We start from the raw sequence: 17055 nt of genomic DNA, 5'->3' as shown, positions 1-17055 counted from the left end.
GTGAATCGTTGGACAATTCCTTCGTCGATGTCGGGAAGCCGCGAGTGCGCAAGATGGTTGCGCAGGTCGTACAGGTTCGCCCAGAGCCGATTGGCTCTGATGGACCTCTTGGTTGCGATGGCGCAGGCCAGCGCTTCGTTACCGACGGCACTCCACAAGCGGTGCAGCACTCATCGATAGTGAGCTTCGGCGGAATAGCGGGCCGAGTCGCCCGCGTCACGAAGCGAAACGATCTCCGTTAGAAGAGCATCGAGCTCGAGTAACGCATGGAGATCTGGCCGGTGGTCGGCGTTCACATACGCGCGGCAGACTGCAGGTCTGGACTCACGTTTTCGTTCGCAAGAGCGTCGGCAGAAAACAAAACGATCTCGCCGCCAACCAAGTCCGTTGCGGCCCTTTGCAACTCGAACATGTCGAAGAGATCACGGTCATTGTCGATCCGTCCGATCAGTCTGCCTGCGGATGCGAACGCCAGTTCAGTGACGCCATATCTCCCCCCCAATTCTCGTAGCTGGGCAGCATGCGACCGCACCTGCACCTCGGTCGCCGGCGGCAGATGTGGCGGTTCAGCAACAGCCTGACTCATTGATCTAGATTCTAATTGGGCTGATCAGCCTTTGTATGACGAGAAGGCATGTTTTCCACAAGTCGGTCGACAATCGACGGCGCTGACACTACACCGCTCCGTCGCCGTTACAAGCGAGCCCACGCCAGCACCAGGTTGGCCAGGCCATTGACCACCGCTCATTCGACGAACAGCGCCATCGACGCGGTAAACCCGTGCAGCGCATTGCGGCCCGCGATCGGGCCGATCTCCCCGGCGGCGAAGAATCCCGCCAGCGGAATCCCGCCCAGCAAGTCGGAGATCGTCGACGCATCATGGTCGGCGACCCCAAACATCCGCCGCCCCCGTGCATTACACGTGAACAACAGCGCGCCCACCGGACGACCCGGCAGCTCCGCCGCAGCCCGCTCCACGGAAGCCCGCAGGTCCGTCGAAGCGCCCGCCGCGTCGCGGACCTGGAACTGCACCGTCGCGCCGACCTCCACAACCTCGCCGACCTGGATCGCCCCGGTCGAGGGATCAGCACCGAGCAAGCCGCGAATGATGAAGTCCCCCTGGGCCGGAGCCGCCAGGTGCTCGTCGACCACGATCCCGACCTGCACGCCGCGGCTGACCAGCTCCTGCTCGTCGGCCGACATCCCTGCGACGATCTCCTGCAGCCGCACCAGCGGCGGTTGGCCGCCCAGTTCGGTGATGACCGTGCCGTCGGCGCCGGTGACGATGTAGGGGAAGCCGATCGGCCGGCAGCCCTGCGACACGATCGGCACACACTGCACGCCCGGCAGTCGCACGCCGACAAGCCCGGAGGACAGCACCTCGTGGTCGCGGAACATCCGGGTATCGCCTCGCCGCCGCGCCCCGCTCACCAAGCCGCCCACGACCGTCGTTCCCGGCAAATCGGCGTTCAGGTGATCGACGAGCAGGTCGGCGGGAAACGTGTACGGGTCCGGCAGCAGCAGGTGCAGATCGTGCGCCGTGCGGTCGAACTGGTAGCCGGTGATCAGCGCACCCGTCTCGGTGCGGATGAAGTCCATCTGGAATGTCTCGGCGGCCAGGCCGGACGCCAGCCACACCGCCACCGCAGTCTCACGCTCCATCTCCCGACGGCCCGCAATGACCGCCTGCGCGATGCACCCGATCAGCGCGGGCGCCTCGACCATCTCCTGCACCGCCTTGAGTACGTCGACAGCCTGGTCGGTGTGTGCCCGCGATCCGAACAGCACGGCCAGGGACGGCGCCTCACCCGCGAGCTCGTCGCGTGCATGCGCTGCCGCCTGCGCCGCGGCCTCCCGTGCGTCGGGCGCGGTGGAAACTCCGACTCCAATGCGCACCCTTCCATGATGCGCCGTCGGCGCCAGCACGCTCTGGTAGCAGTTCTGCTACCATTGTCCTATGGCGACCATTCCCCAGAAGGAACTTCGCAATAACGTCGGCGAGGTGCTGCGTCGAGCGGAAGCAGGCGAAGAGATCACCGTCACCGTTGCAGGCCGGCCGGTTGCGCAGCTTGGCCCGGCCACGCCGAGGCGATGGGTCAGCGGGCCTGCATTGCGCGCGGTCTGGCGCGGTCCCGCCCCGAAAACGCTTGGCGCAGACCTTGAACGGTTTCCCGCTTCGATTGCCGACCCGTTCAAGTAGCAGATGCGCGCAATCCTTGACACCTCCGTGCTTATCGGAGAGGAACCGCCTTCGCACGTCGAAGCCGCGATCAGCGTCGCCTCGATAGCCGAACTCCACTTCGGTGTCCTCGTCGCCGGCGACGACGACGAACGGGCGGTTCGAACCCAACGGCTAGGTGCAATCGAATCCGCGTTTGACCCGTTTCCGATCACGGTCGAGATCGCTCGAGAGTGGGGTCGGTTGTCGGCAGCCGTCAGCAACCGGGGCGGCCAGCCGCGGCGTCGCTCAATCGATCTCGTAATCGCTGCGACCGCAAACATTTACGGCGTGCCGCTGCTCACCCACAACACCGGCGACTTTCAGATCATCGGTGATCTGGTCGACGTTCGCCAGCCTGGAGCAACTTCGACCCGGCGACGAGACTGATCCTCATGCAGATCCCGTTCGCCGACGCGGTGCTCGGCCGACTCGGCCGCCGCGAGGCCGCGCTCGAGGCCGTCGAGGAGATCGAGGACGAGGCCGTCGACTCCGATACGGCCGAGCTACCGCCCGCCGAACCGGCCCTGCTGCTGCAGAAGATGGAAAACCGGCTCGTCCGCCACCACCTCGCCAACCCCGACGTGCTGAGCGCCGAGCAGCTGCGCCGGCTGCGCTACATCCTCAACTTCGCCCGGCTCGCCGACTTCGAACCGGGCGCCGCGGGGCCGGGTGGAAGCCGCGGGCGCGGCGACATCTCGGTCGGCGCCGAAATCGCGCCGTGGCGCTCCCGCGTCGCCGACACCCTGTTCGGGCCGCTGCGCGAGGAGCCGGATCCGGTCACGGCGCTGACCGCGGCACGAGAGGCTTTGGCGGTTCTGGCGCCGGACCAGGACGACCAGCGCTGTGTGCTTCTCGAGCGCCACGGCAGCGACTTCTCCGCCGCCGAACTGGACGCCGAGGTCGGGTACAAGAAGCTGGTCACGGTCCTCGGCGGCGGCGGGGGAGCGGGTTTCGTCTACATCGGCGGCATGCAGCGGCTGCTGGAGGCCGGCCACGTGCCCGACTACATGATCGGCTCGTCGATCGGGTCGATCCTGGGCAGCCTCGTCAGCCGGGCCCTGCCGGTGCCGATCGAGGAGTACATCGCCTGGGCGAAAACGGTGTCGTATCGGGCCATCCTCGGGCCCGAGCGGCTGCGCCGCCGCCACGGGTTGGCCGGCATGTTCGCGCTGCGCTTCGACCGGTTCGCCGGCGCCATGCTCAGCCGCGAGGACGGCCAGCGAATGCGCATGTCCGACTTGGCAATTCCGTTCGACGTCGTGGTCGCCGGTGTGCGCAAGCAGCCGTATTCCGCGCTGCCGTCGCGGTTCCGCCGTCCCGAAGTGGCGGCGCTGCAGTTGCGGGCGATGCCGTTCCGTCCGATCGGCATCGGTGCGCAGGTTGGCGCGCGGATGTGGCAAGTGGCCGCGTTCATCGACTTGCGGGTGGTCAAGCCGATCGTCATCGGCGGCGACGACCCGGCCCGCGACTTCGACGTCGTCGACGCGGCGTCCTTCTCGGCGGCCATTCCCGGTGTGCTGCACCACGAAACGAGCGACCCGCGGATGATCCCTCTGCTCGACGAGCTCTGCGAAGAAAAGGACGTCGCGGCCCTCGTCGACGGTGGGACGGCGAGCAACGTGCCGATCGAACTGGCGTGGAAGCGCATCCGCGACGGCCGGCTGGGCACCCGTAACGCGTGCTATCTGGCGTTCGATTGCTTTCACCCGCAATGGGATCCGCGGCACCTGTGGCTGGTGCCGATCACCCAGGCGGTCCAGTTGCAGATGATGCGCAACCTGCCCTACGCCGACCATCTGGTCCGTTTCGGGCCGACCCTGTCGCCGGCGAATCTGGCGCCCTCCGTCGCGGCCATCGACCGAGCGAGCCGATGGGGACGGCGAAGCGTCGAGAAGGCTCTTCCGGTGACGTCGGCGCTGTTGGAGCCGACGTGGTGGGAAGGTGACGGTCCGCCCGTTGCTGGGCCCGCGACGCGTGCGAAATCGGTGGCATCGCCGATGAGCGCGGTCATGGCTGCCATGCAGGTTCCGACGAGTCGCTTTGCGCGGTGGCGAAACCGGTTGACATGAAGCTGCGGAAGGCTGTTGCAACTGTTGTGCTTACGCTCGTGGCGGCGGGCTGTGCGGCGCACAAAACAGTAAACGGCAGTGCGCCGGCCACGCCGACGCCGGCTGACACCCCTGACTTCGCGGCGGTTTCCAAGCTGATGACGGATGCGATTGCGGCTGAGCGGCTGCCAGGTGGCGTGGTTGCGATCGGGCATGACGGCAAGGTTGTCTTCCAGAAGGCTTTTGGCTCTCGCACGCTTGCCGGCGAGCCGGGGCTGGACGGGTCGCCGGCACCTGCAGAGCCGATGACCGAGGACACCATCTTCGACCTCGCGTCGTTGACAAAATGCCTCGCAACGGCGACCGCCGTCATGCAGCTTTACGAACAAGGCAAGGTTGCGTTCGACGATCCCGTGCAGAATTATCTGCCCGACTTCAACAGGACCAACGACCCGCAGCGCGCCAAGGTGACCGTGCGCATGCTGCTCACGAACACCTCCGGCGAAGGGATAGATGTCAACCTTCAAGACCCGTGGGGACTGAGCCGAGCCGACAAAGCCGAAGGTATTCACCGTGCGCTCACCACGCCGCTGCAATCGGGCCCCGGCGAGGTTTTCCGCTACTCCGACATCAACTACGTTCTGCTCGGCGCGCTACTCGAAAAGGTCACCGGCGAGACAGAAGACGTCTACATTCAGCGCAATGTCTTTGCGCCACTTGGCATGACAGACACCGGTTATCTACCTCCGGCCAAAGCATGCGGTCCCCATACGGTGAGAGGAGCGGCCATTGCCTGGGCGCCGGGGCCGCAAGCGCACGCGTGCCCGGCAGGTACCTGGAGCACGAGTCTTTTGCCGCGCATCGCACCGACCGCTCTTGACGAGGAAAACAGCGGCGACCCGAGCCAGAACCCCGACTATGGACACCTGCTTCGGGGGACCGTGCATGACCCGACGGCGCGCCGCATGGGGGGAGTGGCGGGGAATGCCGGTGTGTTCTCGACGGCGCACGATGTCGGCGTCTACGCGCAGGCCCTGCTTGATCGGCTCGCGGGCCGGCCGAGCGAGTTTCCGCTGAAGCAAGCGACATTGGAGTTGATGACGACTCCGCAGCAGCCCGGACATACCGCTGAACAAATCGAAGCAGCGCGTGAAGCCCGGGCAAAGACAGCCGCTCCGCGTTATCCAGTGATCAAGGGGCAAAACCTTTTTGGCTTCGGCTGGGACATCGACACGGCCTATTCCCAGCCGCGAGGCACGATCGTTCCCGTCGGAAGTTTCGGCAACACAGGCTTTACCGGAACGTCGCTGTGGATGGACCCCGGCTCGAATACCTACGTAATCCTGCTCGCGAACTCCATCCTGATCCGAGGCAGTTCACCGATCTCGGATCTGCGCGGTGAAGTGGCGACGGCGGCAGCCCAGGCGTTGCACCTCTACGGCAGCTGACGCATGCTGGCACGTCTAGCCGTAGTAGGCGAAGCTGCATGTAGGCCGGGGTTCGCTCTTGAATGAGGCCAGCTTGTCGCCGTCCATGATGATGGAGCAGGTGAGGTCTGTGTCCCCGCCGTCGGCAGTTACCTCCGACTCCACTTCGTTGTAGACGGTGTACTCCTTTTCCCACGGCAGCGTCACGTTGGTCTCGGTCTGCTCTGGACCGCCGTTGATCCGGTACCGGATGGTCACGGGTGCGCTACCGCCACTGACCTTCATCACTGCCGTACCCACTGGCTTGCCGGTGGGCCCCGCCGGGGTCGATGTTGTCGTGGCCAGCGAAGTGATCGGAGCGCGATTGCTTTCTGCCACAGGCGTTCCGGCGATTGTAGTGCATCCCGCCGCCACCATGCCGGCCGATAGCAAGCTGACAATCACACCCACCGCATAACGGCTCGAACGCATGGCCGCAGCCTACGACGTTCCGCGCAGTGTCGGGTGGAAATCACTTCTGTCACGCGAATTTCTCGGCCGGCCGGTGCGCAATTTGCCCGCCTCACAGCGACAACTCAAGGCACACAACGGATTGTCGCTGTGAGGCGGGCAAATTGCATAGTGGTTCCGCGACGTGATTATTGAGGCTGGTGTGACGCGGACGTCGGTTTCCATTGCCAAGCGAAGTACGCGTCCCTCGCGGGCATACGACACGCCGCGCTGTCACGTCTCGTTTCGAAATCCTCGAATTGAGCGTGACCACGCGGCTATACACAACAGCTGGTGTATGCTCGTGTGTATGCGCACGAACATCGAGATCGACGACGACGTCTTGCGCGAGGCCCAGCGCCTGCTCGGGACGCGGACCAAGCGCGAGACGGTCAACCTTGCGCTGCGTGAACTCGTCGCCCGTCACCGCCAAATCGGTATTCTTGACCTGCGCGGGAAGGTGCACTGGGAGGGTGACCTCGGCCAGAGTCGTCGCGGCCGGCCGTGATCGTCGTCGACACCAGCGTCTGGATCGACGTCCTGAATGACAGACCCACGCCGCAGGCTCAACGTTGCGTGCAGCTGATTGAGTCGGGAGAACCCGTCGCACTCACTGATGTCATCCTGACCGAAATTCTGCAAGGGCTGCGCACGGATCGGGAGGCGACGTTGGTGGAGCGCCATCTGCGCGCCTTCCCGATCCTTCGCCTGGAGGACCTCGATGATTTCCTACTGGCGGCCAAGCTGTATCGCGCGGCGCGCTGTGCCGGTGTGACGATTCGCAAAACACTCGACTGTCTGATCGCCGCACCCTGTGTGCGTACCGGTGCCCCGCTGCTGCACGCCGACCAGGACTTCGACCACCTGGCCAGCTGTACATCGCTTCGAATCTGGGGTGGCTGAGGGCGGCCAAGTTGCCGGCTGAAAACCCGCTTGTTACAGGCCCAGCGCGGCGCGCAACCGGTCGACGTCCATGCCCCCGCGAGCCGCTGCACCGGACGGGAAGCTGTCCAGCAGCTTGATCAAGTCGCCGCGTCTAGTCGGGTCGTCGGCGGCCTGCCGGGGCGTGTGGCCGTCGAGCGCCGGGATGGGCTGGTCGAGCCACTTGGTCTCGTAGTCGCGGATGAACTCCTCAAGTGCCGCCGCCACTTTCGGATCGTCGTCATCGAGCTCGTCCTCGTCGCCGACGCCGAACTCCTCGGCCAGCTCGGCGGCGTCGCGCGCATCGCGCACCGGGCGGCGGAAATCGTCGAGCACCTTCATCTCCGGATCCAGGCGCGCCAGCGTGGCCAGCACCCGGTCCATCCGCTTTTCGCTGCTGGCCGCTACGTCCAGCGTCCTGCCCTCGAGACTCATCGAGGCCCGAAGCCGCTGCATGCCTTGGATTTCCACGTGCTCGAACCACTGCGGCTCGTCGTCGTCGACGCGGTCGTAGGTGTCGTCCAGCGCGGCCTGCATCCGGTCCGGGTCGCTGACGCGCACGGTGGCCTCGCAGATCGCCAGCGGATCGCCCTCGCTGTTGACCAGCATCGGCGGCGCGAACCGGCGGCTCAGCTCCGCCACCAGCTCGGCGGCGTCGGGTTCGGTGTCGAGCAGGTCGATCAGCCGGTCACGCTCATGCAGCGCAACGGGTTCCAGCCCGCCGAAGAACTGCATGGTGTCGTCGCCGACGGGTATCGGGCGTGCGCAGATCAGCTGCCCTTCCTTCAGCTGTCGGCTGGCCGTGCGCTCTTGCACCTCCTGGGTGTCGCCGGTGCGCACGTCGCGCAGCGTGACGGAGCGCCCGGGTTGCACTTGTTCGACCTCGAACACCGACCGCTCCGCCAGCAGCCACTGCTCGGCCAGCAGCCGCTCGTCGTCGGGCAGCAGCGACCCGCGTGTCTCGAGGAATTCCTCGAACGCGCCGCCCTCGAACAGCACCGCGTCCAGCACCAGTGGATCCTCCAGCGCATCGGGAGCATCGTCGGTGTAGCGGCAGCGTTCGTAGCTCACCTCGGCCAGCAGCTCATCCCATCCGCTTAGCAGCACGTGCTGAATAGCCTTGGCGTACAACCACTTCGCTCGCTCAGCCAGCGGCAGCTGCTCACGCCCAAGGTGGCACTTCTTGTACTTGCGGCCAGAACCGCACCAGCACGGCTCATTTCGGCCGAGGTCGGTTCTAGGCTCGGGCCGGTAGCGCTCGAGCAGCTCCACCAGCGGATGGTCCGGCTCGGCGCCGGCCCGGCGCAACAACGCCAACCCTCGTTCGGCGTCGCCGCGGTCGGAGGCAATGCGGGCCAGTTCGCGCAGCGGTAGCGGCCAATCCGGATCCATCGACTCCGCCGCCAACAGCTCCCGCTCGGCCGCCTCGATGTCGCCGATGCGCTCCAGCGCTATCGCGCGCAACCACCGGCACGCCACTCGCGCCGCACGCGGCACCTTCGGCTCCAGCACGTCGGCGAACAGTCCGAGTGCGGGCGCCCCGGAGCTGTCGAGGCCCACCGTCTCGGCAACCAGGAGGTCCGCCAGGCGCGGGTCGGCGAGCGCGGCCCCCAGCTCGCCGAGGAGGTCGGCGAACTCATCGTCCTCGGGTGGTTCCGCCCCTTCGGCGATCGGGGCCGGCGCATCGGCTGGCAGCTCGTCGACGGCCTCGACCAGAGCCGATATCTGCTCGTAGAGCTTGACCAGTGTGCACAGCGCGAATGCGTCGTCGAGGTCGAGGTCATGGCGCTCGGCCAGCATCGCAGACCGCAGCTCCAAACGCCAAGCGTCGAAGTCGAACCCGGCCGGCGCGAACAAATCCAGGCTGCGCACCAGCCCATGGTCGTCGATGATCTCGGACAGCGGCGGCAGCGGCTGGGTGAACAATGCCGGGTCTTCGAGGCACGCCGTCCACACCGCCGCGTCGATGTAGATAGGCTCGTCGGCGTCGAGCATCGCGGCCAGTCGCTCGCCCACCGGGGGATCCGCGACGTCACTGACCCGCTCGACAACGAGTCCCTGCTTGGTCAGCCGCACGCCGACCAGATCGCCTTCGGCCACGCCCAATCCCGCCAGCGTGCCCGCAGCCAACAGCAGTGCACCCCCTTCGGCGACCGCCTCGTCCGGAATGCCGCGCTCCTCGAGCAGCTCGTCGTCGTAATCGAACATCACGACTTGGGCCGGCGACCCGTCGGCGAACCATTGGTCGTGTTCGCAGAGCGTGGTGATGGGCTCCAGGTCCGGGCACACGTTGAGAATGTCGTGGGCCAACTCGTCTGCGGTGACCCGGTGGGTGAGCACCCGCCCGGTCACTACGTTTGGCACCCATACCCACCGGTCGTCGACCAATTGTCTTGCCGGGAATGCGATTTCGAGCTGAAGCTCTTCGAGTACGGCATCCGGATCGGCGACGCCGGCATCGCGTAGCCGTCGTGCGATGTCGTCCTCGTCCAGTGGGCCGTGTTCGGCCAGAATTCCCTCGAGCGTTGCGCCGGGTGCGTCAGCCACGCCGACCACCCTATGCCGCGGCTAGTGGGTCGTGAAGTCATCAGTCGACGGCTTCGAGGGTGTCGGACCCCCGGGGGAGACTGATGACCGTCCACTTGTTCGGGGGAGGTGCGTGAGCATGAGCTCGATACAGCCGAACGGCTGGCAAAGCTTGGCTTCGATGTTGTGTTCCGACAACCGCGAGGTCAGCACACGTCTGACGCCTATGTCAATGGCATGCGAACAGAGTTCAATGGTCATCGTCGTCCAACCCGGGAAACGTGAAGCGCCGAATTACTAGAGGCAGGAAAAAGCAAGGACCACGCTACGTGCTCGATACCAGCGAATCGCCGCTGCTGATCGAGCGAGTTGTTTCCCTTGCCCAACAGCTCTACGACGCGTTTCCCGACGATCAGATCGCCACTATTCTGGTCATTGACGAGTCGCGCGCAGGTGGAGCGGTGCAGATTCGAATCGTAGGAGAGGAGGTGCCGCAGTGGCTGCAGTAGATGCCGTCTACATTGCTGGCGCATCGTCGATGCGTGCTGCGGCAGACGCCATTTCCACCTTCCTGGAAGTACCCGTCTCGATGCTTGATGACGGCCGTCCCTACCTGCTGGTGGGGGACCGCAGCCAGGTCACGATGTATGCGGACGACGACAGTCCCGGGCAGTGGTTTGCCGAGGTCTATCACGCCGGTGAGGTTGCTGACCGCCAAGCCCTTTCCCGCAGCATTTACGACTACTTGGTCGAGCACACCAACTGGGATTTGACGCTCGACTCCGATGACGCCAATGACACCATTGCGTCACGCATAAAGTCCCATACCAAATAGCATTAGCCGCCGCAATAGTTGCGGAGCAACCAACGGCCCCGGGGGCGGTCCGCCGCGCACAGCCGTCGCGGCTTGATCGGACAGCATTTAGTTGTGCGAATCTCATCTGCCACACCAATCCCTCGGTCTGGCCAGACCGCAATGTGCACGGCTCACAGCGACAATTAGGGGCCCAAGGGATTTGTCGCGCGTAGGCGGGCAACTCGCATAGTGGTTCCGTCCCGTGACTGATGGGATGGAAGTGACCGAAGCGCGCCGGACGCTCAGCGCGCCTCGTTATCCGGAACGCCGTCCCCACCGGCGCGGGCGTGCGCACGCCATTTTCGGTACCCGCGGTGCGCGGCGAACGCGCCGATGACGGCCGTCACGCACCACACCGCGATCGCCGCGTAGGCCAACGGCGCCGACCGGTCCGCGATCGAGGCGCCCAGCGAGGTGTAGACGAACGCGCGCGGCACCGAACCGATGAACGCCCCAACGGCCATCTGCCACAACGGAACTCCGAACGCCCCGAACGCATAGGCGGCCAGCGCATCCGATATGCCGGGAACGAAGCGCTGACCGACAACCGCCCACAGTCCGCCTCGTTCGATCAGCGCGTCGACGCGTTCGGCGCGTTCGGTCCCGAGTAGCGCCCGCGCACTGTCTCGACCCGGCCGGCGGCCAACGAGGCTCGCGACGATCGCGGTGCCCACCGTCGCACCCAGCGTCACGAAGATGCCCAGCAGCGGACCGAACAGCACCCCGCTGCCCGCGGCCAGCACCGGGCCCGGCACGAACACCGCGCCGAGGACCGCCGACGCCACGACATAGATCAGCGGCGCCGCCGGCCCCGTCGCCGCGACCGCGCGCCGCACCGCGTCGACGTCGACGATGTGCCTGACGGCTATCAGGTAGAACATCGCGAGCAGGAAGGCGGCGAACACGGCGAGCCGCACAATGTGCCGTCGTCGCGAGGCGATGTTGCTCATGGTGACCGCGATTGTGCCGCACAGGCCTGACGTAGGGTCGAAGAGTGGCGAGAACCGACAACGACACCTGGGACATCACCGAGAGCGTGGGCGCGACGGCGCTGGGCGTGGCCGCCGCCCGCGCGGCGGAAACCGAGAGCGACAACCCGCTGATCAGCGATCCGTTCGCGCGGGTGTTCCTCGACACCGTCGGCGACGGCGTGTGGAACTGGTACGAGGCCCCGCAGTTGCCTCCCGAGGTCGTCGAGGCCGAACCCGAGTTGCCGGCGCGGATGCGGTCGCTGGTCGACTACTTCGCCTCGCGGACCGCCTTTTTCGACGCGTTCTTCCTCGACGCCACCCGCGCGGGCATCCGTCAGGCGGTGATTCTGGCCGCCGGCCTGGACGCGCGGTCCTGGCGGCTGCCGTGGCCCGACGGCACGACGGTCTACGAACTCGACCAGCACAGAGTGCTGGAGTTCAAGTCGTCGACGCTGCGGGAGCACAAGCCGACCTGCCATCGGGTTGAGGTCGCGGTGGATTTGCGTCATGACTGGCCGAAAGCGTTGCTGCAGGCCGGTTTTGACGCCACGGCGCCGAGCGCCTGGTCGGTCGAGGGGTTGCTGATGTACCTGCCGGCGTCGGCCCAAGACCTGCTGTTCGCCCGCATCCAAGAGCTCGCTGCCGCCGGCAGCCGCATTGGCGTCGAGGCGCTTGCGCCCAACTTCGCCGACCCCGAGGCCATCGCGCAGCGCCGCGAGCGCATGGAACGCGTCCAGCAGTTGATGGCCAAGGTGGATCCGCAGCGTCAGGTCCCCCGCAGCGACCAGCTGTGGTACTTCGAGGAGCGCGACGACGTCGGCGACTGGTTGCGCCGCCACGGCTGGGAGGTCACGGTGACGCCGGCCGACGAGCTGATGGCCGGCTACGGCCGCGAACCCGCCAAGGACTCCGACCAGGCCGCGCCGTGGAACCTATTCGTCAACGGGCAGCGGTCCTAACGCAGCCGCACCATCCGCGTCGTCGAACTCTCGTCGAGCTCCACCAGATCCGAGCGCGACCGCAGGAAATCACTGAAAGACTTGAATCCCAAGGACTTTTCGCTGAACGACGGGTCCATCCGCTTCATCTGCGCCTTGACCACCGAGTTGTGCAGCCATTCGGCGTCATCCTTTTCCATCCCGATGCGCAGCGCGCGGGTCAGCAGACTGGTGGCCGCGGCTTGCGGGTCGGGCGGTAGCGGCTCGTCGGCGTCCTTGCTGCGCCGCTTAGGCGCCGCCACTGGCTCAGGGACTGGAACACCGGGCAGCGCGTCGTAGGTGACGAACTCGTCGCACGCGGCCGCCAGCGCCCGGCTCGACGACCCGGCCACCCCGACGCCAACCACGTAGCGGCCCAGCCGTTTACAGCGCTGTGCCAGCGGGATGTAGTCGGAGTCGCCGGCCACGATCACCACATGGGTCAGGTCGGGCAGGCGGAACATGTCCTCGACCGCGTCGACGGCCAGCCGGATGTCGGCGGCGTTCTTGCCGTAGGCCGCCGCCGGGAACAGCTGCACCAAATCGACCGCGCGGCCCACCAATTGCTCGCGGTAGCCGGTGTTGACCTCGGCCGACCAGTCCGCGTACGCGCGGGTGAGCACCAGCGTGCCGAACGACGACGCGAAGTCGATGATGGCCCCGACGTCGACGGTGGCCCGGGCCAGCCGATCCTTGTCCAGCCCCTTGGCCTTGTCCTTCTGAAACGAATTGCGGCCGTGGACTTGGTCGTAGCGAGAGATCACGATGTTGTCGAAGTCCAGGTAGACCGCGACACGTCCCGCATCGGCATCTGTCATGAGAGCCCCGGTGCAGCTGTGGGGAGGCCGGCTGCCTCGGCGGCCGCGAGCAGGCGTCCGTCGTAGGCGACAAACGCAGTCAATCTGGTGCCGAAAATCGCGTCGCCAGTAGCGAGATGGATCGCGTCCAGTGACCGCAGCTTGGGATCCGGATACGCCGCGGCGGCGGCTCGGACCACCTCGTCGACTTCATACCGGGATACGCGAGCCACGATCGCCGGAACCTCGACAAGCAGCGACGGATCGACACAGCGGACAGCTCGCGGAAGCTCAACCTCAACCAACGCCGACGACACCCACGGCGCGGGCGCTTGCCCGTCGAGCCAGTCAGCGAGAGCATCGCTTTCGGGTTCGTGCCGAATCAGCTTGATGAGCGCCGACGTGTCGAGGTAAAGCATCAATAGCGCTCGTCGTCGCGCAGCTCGCGTAGCAGTTGGCCGGCCTCGTGGTCGGTCTGGACCGGCCCGGACGGACGGGGCGCCGCTCCGCTGAGAGTGGCGGGATGAAGCCTTCCGGCGCTGATCATTTCGGCTAGCGGATTGTCCTCGGCAGGCACGAGACGGGCGACGACGGCACCGCGTTCCGTGATGTCGATGTGTTCGCCGCGCTTGACCCGTGCCAGCACGCCGGCAGTGTTTTGGTTCAACTCACGCACGGGCACTTCAGCCACGCCATCGATCGTACTACATTTACGTAGTACAGAGCTTTCCCGCGGGAGGAATCAGTGAGCGACCACGAAGTCATGAACGCCACCGCACAGGTCGGCCTGCGCGCCACCGAGGCGATCGGCTTGCTCATTGACGCGGTAGAGCAGATTCCCTCCGAAAGTTGGGATCTCCCATCCAATCTCGAAGGCTGGAGCATCCGGGACCTGGTCGGTCACGTCACCGGCAGCGCGACCAAGGTCGTGACGCTGGTGGAGGGCGGCGACATCTGGCAACGGCCGTCCCAACCGGACGACTGGAAATCCGACGACCCGGCCGCGCGGCTTCGTGAGCTCGCCGCCCGGTTGCACGACGCCCTGCCCGGCGCGGACCTCGACGCGTTGCGGCCGTCGCCGCAGGGCGAAGTCCCGTTGCACCGGGCGCTGGCCTATCCCGTCGCCGATCTGGCGCTGCACAGCTGGGATCTCTACCGCTCACGCGAGCAGCCCTTCGAGCTGCCCGAGCACCTGCTGGAGTTCTGCCGCCAGTTGGTGGAGTCGGTGCCCGACGACATGCTGCGGCGCCCGGGCGGGTTCGGTCCGGCCCGGCCGGCGCCCGAGGGCGCGACGCCCACTGCCCGGCTGATGGCCTTTCTCGGGCGGTCGGTTGACAATTGAGGTAGTTCGCTACCTACACGCGGCGGCGCCGGGTGCGCGACGATGGGGCGATCATGGCCGATATCGTCCTGGTCAACCCTCGGTTCGAGGTGTCGTACTGGGGGCTGGAATACGCACTTCCGTTGCTGGGCAAGAAGTGCAACCTGCCGACCGCCTGCCTGCCGCTGCTCGCGGCGGTGACGTCCGCCGGCCATTCCGTGACGATCGTCGACGAGAACGTCGAGCCTCTCGACTACGACCGGCTGGCGCGGGCCGACATCGTGGGCCTCACCGGCATGATCGTCCAGCGCCATCGCATGCGCGAGATACTCCGCGAACTCAAAGCCCGCGGCGTCTTCACCGTCGTCGGCGGGCCGTGGGTCAGCGTGCAGGAAGACTACTTCGACGGACTGCCCGACGTGATCTTCGTCGGTGAAGCCGAAACGACCTGGCCGCAGTTTCTCGACGAATGGTCCCACGGGCGGCACCGGCAACGGTACGAGCAACGCGAGCCCACCGACATGACACGAGTGCCGGTGCCGCGATATGACCTGCTGAAGATCAAGGACTATCTGTTCGGCAGCATCCAGTTCTCCCGCGGCTGCCCGTTCCAGTGCGAGTTCTGCGACATCATCCTCATCTTCGGCCGCCGGCCGCGGCTGAAGACCAGCGCGCAGGTGATCGCCGAGCTGGAAGCAATGCGCAAGCAGCACATGCACATTGCGTTCGTCGTCGACGACAACCTGATCGGCAACAAGGTCGCGGTGAAGAGATTGCTGCGCGACCTGGCCGCATGGCAGGCCGCCGAGGGATATCCCTTCATGTTCTTCACCGAGGCGTCGCTCAACCTCGCCGAAGATGACGAGCTGATGCAGTTGATGGACGCGGCCAACATCGTGACCGTCTTCATCGGCATCGAAAGCCCCAACGAAGAATCGCTGCGCGAAACGAAGAAATACCAAAACGTCCGCAAGGGCGGGACGATCGTCGATCGCGTTCGCACAGTGCAGGACTCCGGCATCGAAGTCTGGTGCGGCATGATCGTCGGGTTCGACCACGACGACACCCGGATCTTCAAGGCGCAGCGGGAACTCGTGCGCCAGACCGACATCATGCACGCGATGGTCGGCATGCTCGCGGCCATCCCGAAAACCCCTCTGCACACCCGACTGAAGAACGAGGGCCGCCTCGACCTCGACGACGAACAGACATACGGCACCAACGTCATTCCGCTTGGCATGACGCGCGACGAGCTGCGCGACGGCTACATCGAGCTGATGCGGGACCTCTACGACCCCGACTTCTACTTCGAGCGGCTCGAGAACCTTTACCTGGAGCGCCGATTCGACTGGGCCCGCACCCGCAACGCCTACTGGCGACGGCATCCGTGGAAGAAGTTCACGTCGCAGTCGATCGATGCTCTGCGGGCGGCTGGACTGTTGCTGCGGCTGATGCGCACCATTCCGGACCCGCGCTTGCGCCGGATCTATCGCCGCCGGATGACGACCATGCTGCGCCGACGGCCCGATCCGAATCTGTTGTTCATCTGTGTGATCAAGTGCGCGATGCACTACCACCACTACACGATGTCGCGCCAGATGGCCGAACAGCGCAGGCTGGTGAACACGTTCTAGCGCTTGTACATTCGCGCGATGACCGGCAGCACCAACGGCGTCGGCGCGAACCGGGACGATCCGAGGAAAGCCCGCACGTGCGGCCCACCCGGCACCACCGACCCGCGACCATGCTCGGCGGCCTTCAGCGCGTCGGCGGCGACCCGCTCCGGGGAAACCCGGGCGAACGACGGAACCCGGTCGAGGAGGTAGTCGGCGTCGGCGGCGGCCTGAAACTCCGTGGGCACCGGCCCGGGGCACACCGCGGTGACCGTCACCCCGCTGCCGGCGACCTCGGCGTTGACCGCCTCCGACAGCCACAGCACATACGCTTTCGCCGCGGCGTAGCCGGCGTTGTACGGCGCCGGCTGAAATCCCGACACCGACGACAGGTTGATGATCGCGCCTTTGCCGCGGTCGACCATGCCGGGCAGATAGCGCAGCATCAGATCCGCCACCGCCTCGACATCGACGCGCAGCATCTGCAGTTCCTTGTCACGGCCTTCGGCGCCGAACTTCGTGTAGATGCCCAGGCCCGCGTTGTTGACCAGGATGTCGACCTGAGCGCCCAACTCGTCGATCCGCGCGGCCAGCCGGTCGCGGTCTTCCGGCACCGCGAGGTCGGTGCCCACCGCGACGGCGTGCTCGTCGCCGCCAAGCTCGGTGCACAGTGCCTGCAGCCGGTCTTCCCGGCGGGCAGTGACGACGACGCGATAGCCGCGGGCCACGAGTTGGCGGGCGAATTGTTCGCCGATGCCGGAGGACGCGCCGGTGACGACGGCGACCGACCCTGCCGAGGGCGGAGGAAGTGTCATGGCGGGAGCGTAGGCGCAGCCGGCGTGATGGACAACAGGTCGTTTGTCGCTCGTAACCGGGCGCAACGGGTGC

The 17055-nt window shown here is 66.1% G+C and carries 20 protein-coding genes; 11 read left to right on the top strand and 9 right to left on the bottom strand.

Going from position 1 to position 17055, the window contains the following annotated elements:
- Nucleotides 1–292: 292 nt before the first annotated feature.
- Complete coding sequence (locus G6N47_RS03650; protein ID WP_139799328.1) at nucleotides 293–586, bottom strand: hypothetical protein; 294 nt, start codon at nucleotides 584–586, stop codon at nucleotides 293–295.
- A gap of 158 nt (nucleotides 587–744) precedes the next feature.
- Complete coding sequence (locus G6N47_RS03645; protein WP_083130231.1) at nucleotides 745–1896, bottom strand: FIST signal transduction protein; 1152 nt, start codon at nucleotides 1894–1896, stop codon at nucleotides 745–747.
- Between the two features lie 61 nt (nucleotides 1897–1957).
- Between G6N47_RS03645 and G6N47_RS03640 the strand changes: the two genes are divergently transcribed.
- Genes G6N47_RS03640 through G6N47_RS03625 form a run of 4 tightly spaced genes read left to right on the top strand, consistent with a single transcriptional unit; the run spans nucleotide 1958 to nucleotide 5717 of the window.
- On the top strand, nucleotides 1958–2200 hold the full coding sequence (locus G6N47_RS03640; protein ID WP_083130230.1) for a type II toxin-antitoxin system Phd/YefM family antitoxin: 243 nt from the start codon (nucleotides 1958–1960) through the stop codon (nucleotides 2198–2200).
- A gap of 3 nt (nucleotides 2201–2203) precedes the next feature.
- Nucleotides 2204–2608, top strand: a complete 405-nt coding sequence (locus G6N47_RS03635; protein WP_083130229.1) for a PIN domain-containing protein — start codon at nucleotides 2204–2206, stop codon at nucleotides 2606–2608.
- A 5-nt stretch (nucleotides 2609–2613) separates the two neighbouring features.
- Entirely contained in the window at nucleotides 2614–4290 is a 1677-nt protein-coding gene (locus G6N47_RS03630) for a patatin-like phospholipase family protein (RefSeq protein WP_083130228.1), read from the top strand.
- The gene (locus tag G6N47_RS03625; protein WP_083130227.1) at nucleotides 4287–5717 is read left to right on the top strand and encodes a serine hydrolase domain-containing protein; all 1431 of its coding nucleotides are present in this window, start codon (nucleotides 4287–4289) and stop codon (nucleotides 5715–5717) included. The genes G6N47_RS03630 and G6N47_RS03625 overlap by 4 nt, the downstream gene beginning before the upstream one ends.
- Before the next feature lie 15 nt (nucleotides 5718–5732).
- On the opposite strand, the gene G6N47_RS03620 is transcribed toward G6N47_RS03625, so the two are convergent.
- Nucleotides 5733–6167, bottom strand: a complete 435-nt coding sequence (locus tag G6N47_RS03620) for a hypothetical protein (protein WP_083130226.1) — start codon at nucleotides 6165–6167, stop codon at nucleotides 5733–5735.
- 328 nt (nucleotides 6168–6495) lie between these two features.
- On the opposite strand from G6N47_RS03620, the gene G6N47_RS03615 reads away from it, so the two are divergent.
- Both G6N47_RS03615 and vapC read left to right on the top strand, forming a co-directional pair.
- The gene (locus G6N47_RS03615; RefSeq protein WP_083130225.1) at nucleotides 6496–6693 is read left to right on the top strand and encodes a type II toxin-antitoxin system VapB family antitoxin; all 198 of its coding nucleotides are present in this window, start codon (nucleotides 6496–6498) and stop codon (nucleotides 6691–6693) included.
- Complete coding sequence (vapC, locus tag G6N47_RS03610) at nucleotides 6690–7088, top strand: type II toxin-antitoxin system VapC family toxin (protein WP_083130224.1); 399 nt, start codon at nucleotides 6690–6692, stop codon at nucleotides 7086–7088. The genes G6N47_RS03615 and vapC overlap by 4 nt, the downstream gene beginning before the upstream one ends.
- Before the next feature lie 33 nt (nucleotides 7089–7121).
- Here vapC and G6N47_RS03605 read toward each other — a convergent pair whose 3' ends face one another.
- Nucleotides 7122–9653: an SEC-C metal-binding domain-containing protein gene (locus tag G6N47_RS03605; protein ID WP_083130515.1), complete on the bottom strand. Its 2532-nt coding sequence runs from the start codon at nucleotides 9651–9653 to the stop codon at nucleotides 7122–7124.
- A 308-nt stretch (nucleotides 9654–9961) separates the two neighbouring features.
- Between G6N47_RS03605 and G6N47_RS03600 the strand changes: the two genes are divergently transcribed.
- Both G6N47_RS03600 and G6N47_RS03595 read left to right on the top strand, forming a co-directional pair.
- Nucleotides 9962–10141, top strand: a complete 180-nt coding sequence (locus G6N47_RS03600) for a hypothetical protein (protein WP_083130223.1) — start codon at nucleotides 9962–9964, stop codon at nucleotides 10139–10141.
- On the top strand, nucleotides 10129–10467 hold the full coding sequence (locus G6N47_RS03595; protein WP_139799327.1) for a hypothetical protein: 339 nt from the start codon (nucleotides 10129–10131) through the stop codon (nucleotides 10465–10467). The genes G6N47_RS03600 and G6N47_RS03595 overlap by 13 nt, the downstream gene beginning before the upstream one ends.
- Before the next feature lie 263 nt (nucleotides 10468–10730).
- On the opposite strand, the gene G6N47_RS03590 is transcribed toward G6N47_RS03595, so the two are convergent.
- The gene (locus tag G6N47_RS03590) at nucleotides 10731–11438 is read right to left on the bottom strand and encodes a TVP38/TMEM64 family protein (protein ID WP_083130221.1); all 708 of its coding nucleotides are present in this window, start codon (nucleotides 11436–11438) and stop codon (nucleotides 10731–10733) included.
- Nucleotides 11439–11482: 44 nt separating this feature from the next.
- On the opposite strand from G6N47_RS03590, the gene G6N47_RS03585 reads away from it, so the two are divergent.
- Complete coding sequence (locus G6N47_RS03585) at nucleotides 11483–12418, top strand: class I SAM-dependent methyltransferase (protein WP_083130220.1); 936 nt, start codon at nucleotides 11483–11485, stop codon at nucleotides 12416–12418.
- Here G6N47_RS03585 and G6N47_RS03580 read toward each other — a convergent pair.
- From G6N47_RS03580 to G6N47_RS03570, 3 genes are read right to left on the bottom strand one after another with little or no spacing between them, the layout of a single operon-like run.
- Entirely contained in the window at nucleotides 12415–13254 is an 840-nt protein-coding gene (locus G6N47_RS03580; RefSeq protein WP_083130219.1) for an NYN domain-containing protein, read from the bottom strand. The genes G6N47_RS03585 and G6N47_RS03580 overlap by 4 nt on opposite strands.
- Entirely contained in the window at nucleotides 13251–13652 is a 402-nt protein-coding gene (locus G6N47_RS03575) for a type II toxin-antitoxin system VapC family toxin (protein WP_083130218.1), read from the bottom strand. The genes G6N47_RS03580 and G6N47_RS03575 overlap by 4 nt, the downstream gene beginning before the upstream one ends.
- A complete protein-coding gene (locus G6N47_RS03570) occupies nucleotides 13652–13924 on the bottom strand; it encodes a type II toxin-antitoxin system Phd/YefM family antitoxin (RefSeq protein ID WP_179966358.1) in 273 nt (90 codons plus the stop codon). The genes G6N47_RS03575 and G6N47_RS03570 overlap by 1 nt, the downstream gene beginning before the upstream one ends.
- A 54-nt stretch (nucleotides 13925–13978) precedes the next feature.
- Between G6N47_RS03570 and G6N47_RS03565 the strand changes: the two genes are divergently transcribed.
- Nucleotides 13979–14575 carry a TIGR03086 family metal-binding protein gene (locus tag G6N47_RS03565; RefSeq protein ID WP_232080112.1) on the top strand — a complete coding sequence of 199 codons (597 nt, stop codon included), beginning with the start codon at nucleotides 13979–13981 and terminating at the stop codon, nucleotides 14573–14575.
- Nucleotides 14576–14628: 53 nt separating this feature from the next.
- Complete coding sequence (locus G6N47_RS03560) at nucleotides 14629–16188, top strand: B12-binding domain-containing radical SAM protein (RefSeq protein ID WP_083130513.1); 1560 nt, start codon at nucleotides 14629–14631, stop codon at nucleotides 16186–16188.
- On the opposite strand, the gene G6N47_RS03555 is transcribed toward G6N47_RS03560, so the two are convergent.
- Nucleotides 16185–16982 (bottom strand): SDR family NAD(P)-dependent oxidoreductase, encoded by a 798-nt coding sequence (locus G6N47_RS03555; RefSeq protein ID WP_083130216.1) that lies wholly within the window; start codon nucleotides 16980–16982, stop codon nucleotides 16185–16187. The two genes, G6N47_RS03560 and G6N47_RS03555, sit on opposite strands and share 4 nt — an antisense overlap.
- Between the last annotated feature and the right edge of the window lie 73 nt (nucleotides 16983–17055).

This window comes from Mycobacterium branderi, assembly GCF_010728725.1.
Taxonomy (GTDB): domain Bacteria; phylum Actinomycetota; class Actinomycetes; order Mycobacteriales; family Mycobacteriaceae; genus Mycobacterium; species Mycobacterium branderi.
Note: the sequence above shows the minus strand (reverse complement) of the source record. Positions and strands in the feature narration are given on the sequence as shown.

Excerpts from the sequence above, each read along its gene's own strand:
- G6N47_RS03555 (WP_083130216.1), bottom strand. The coding sequence starts at position 16,982 with ATGACACTTCCTCCGCCCTCGGCAGGGTCGGTCGCCGTCGTCACCGGC.
- G6N47_RS03640 (WP_083130230.1), top strand. The coding sequence starts at position 1,958 with ATGGCGACCATTCCCCAGAAGGAACTTCGCAATAACGTCGGCGAGGTG.
- G6N47_RS03560 (WP_083130513.1), top strand. The coding sequence starts at position 14,629 with ATGGCCGATATCGTCCTGGTCAACCCTCGGTTCGAGGTGTCGTACTGG.
- G6N47_RS03615 (WP_083130225.1), top strand. The coding sequence starts at position 6,496 with ATGCGCACGAACATCGAGATCGACGACGACGTCTTGCGCGAGGCCCAG.
- G6N47_RS03575 (WP_083130218.1), bottom strand. The coding sequence starts at position 13,652 with ATGCTTTACCTCGACACGTCGGCGCTCATCAAGCTGATTCGGCACGAA.
- G6N47_RS03590 (WP_083130221.1), bottom strand. The coding sequence starts at position 11,438 with ATGAGCAACATCGCCTCGCGACGACGGCACATTGTGCGGCTCGCCGTG.
- G6N47_RS03635 (WP_083130229.1), top strand. The coding sequence starts at position 2,204 with ATGCGCGCAATCCTTGACACCTCCGTGCTTATCGGAGAGGAACCGCCT.
- G6N47_RS03620 (WP_083130226.1), bottom strand. The coding sequence starts at position 6,167 with ATGCGTTCGAGCCGTTATGCGGTGGGTGTGATTGTCAGCTTGCTATCG.
- G6N47_RS03630 (WP_083130228.1), top strand. The coding sequence starts at position 2,614 with ATGCAGATCCCGTTCGCCGACGCGGTGCTCGGCCGACTCGGCCGCCGC.
- G6N47_RS03580 (WP_083130219.1), bottom strand. The coding sequence starts at position 13,254 with ATGACAGATGCCGATGCGGGACGTGTCGCGGTCTACCTGGACTTCGAC.
- G6N47_RS03625 (WP_083130227.1), top strand. The coding sequence starts at position 4,287 with ATGAAGCTGCGGAAGGCTGTTGCAACTGTTGTGCTTACGCTCGTGGCG.
- G6N47_RS03650 (WP_139799328.1), bottom strand. The coding sequence starts at position 586 with ATGAGTCAGGCTGTTGCTGAACCGCCACATCTGCCGCCGGCGACCGAG.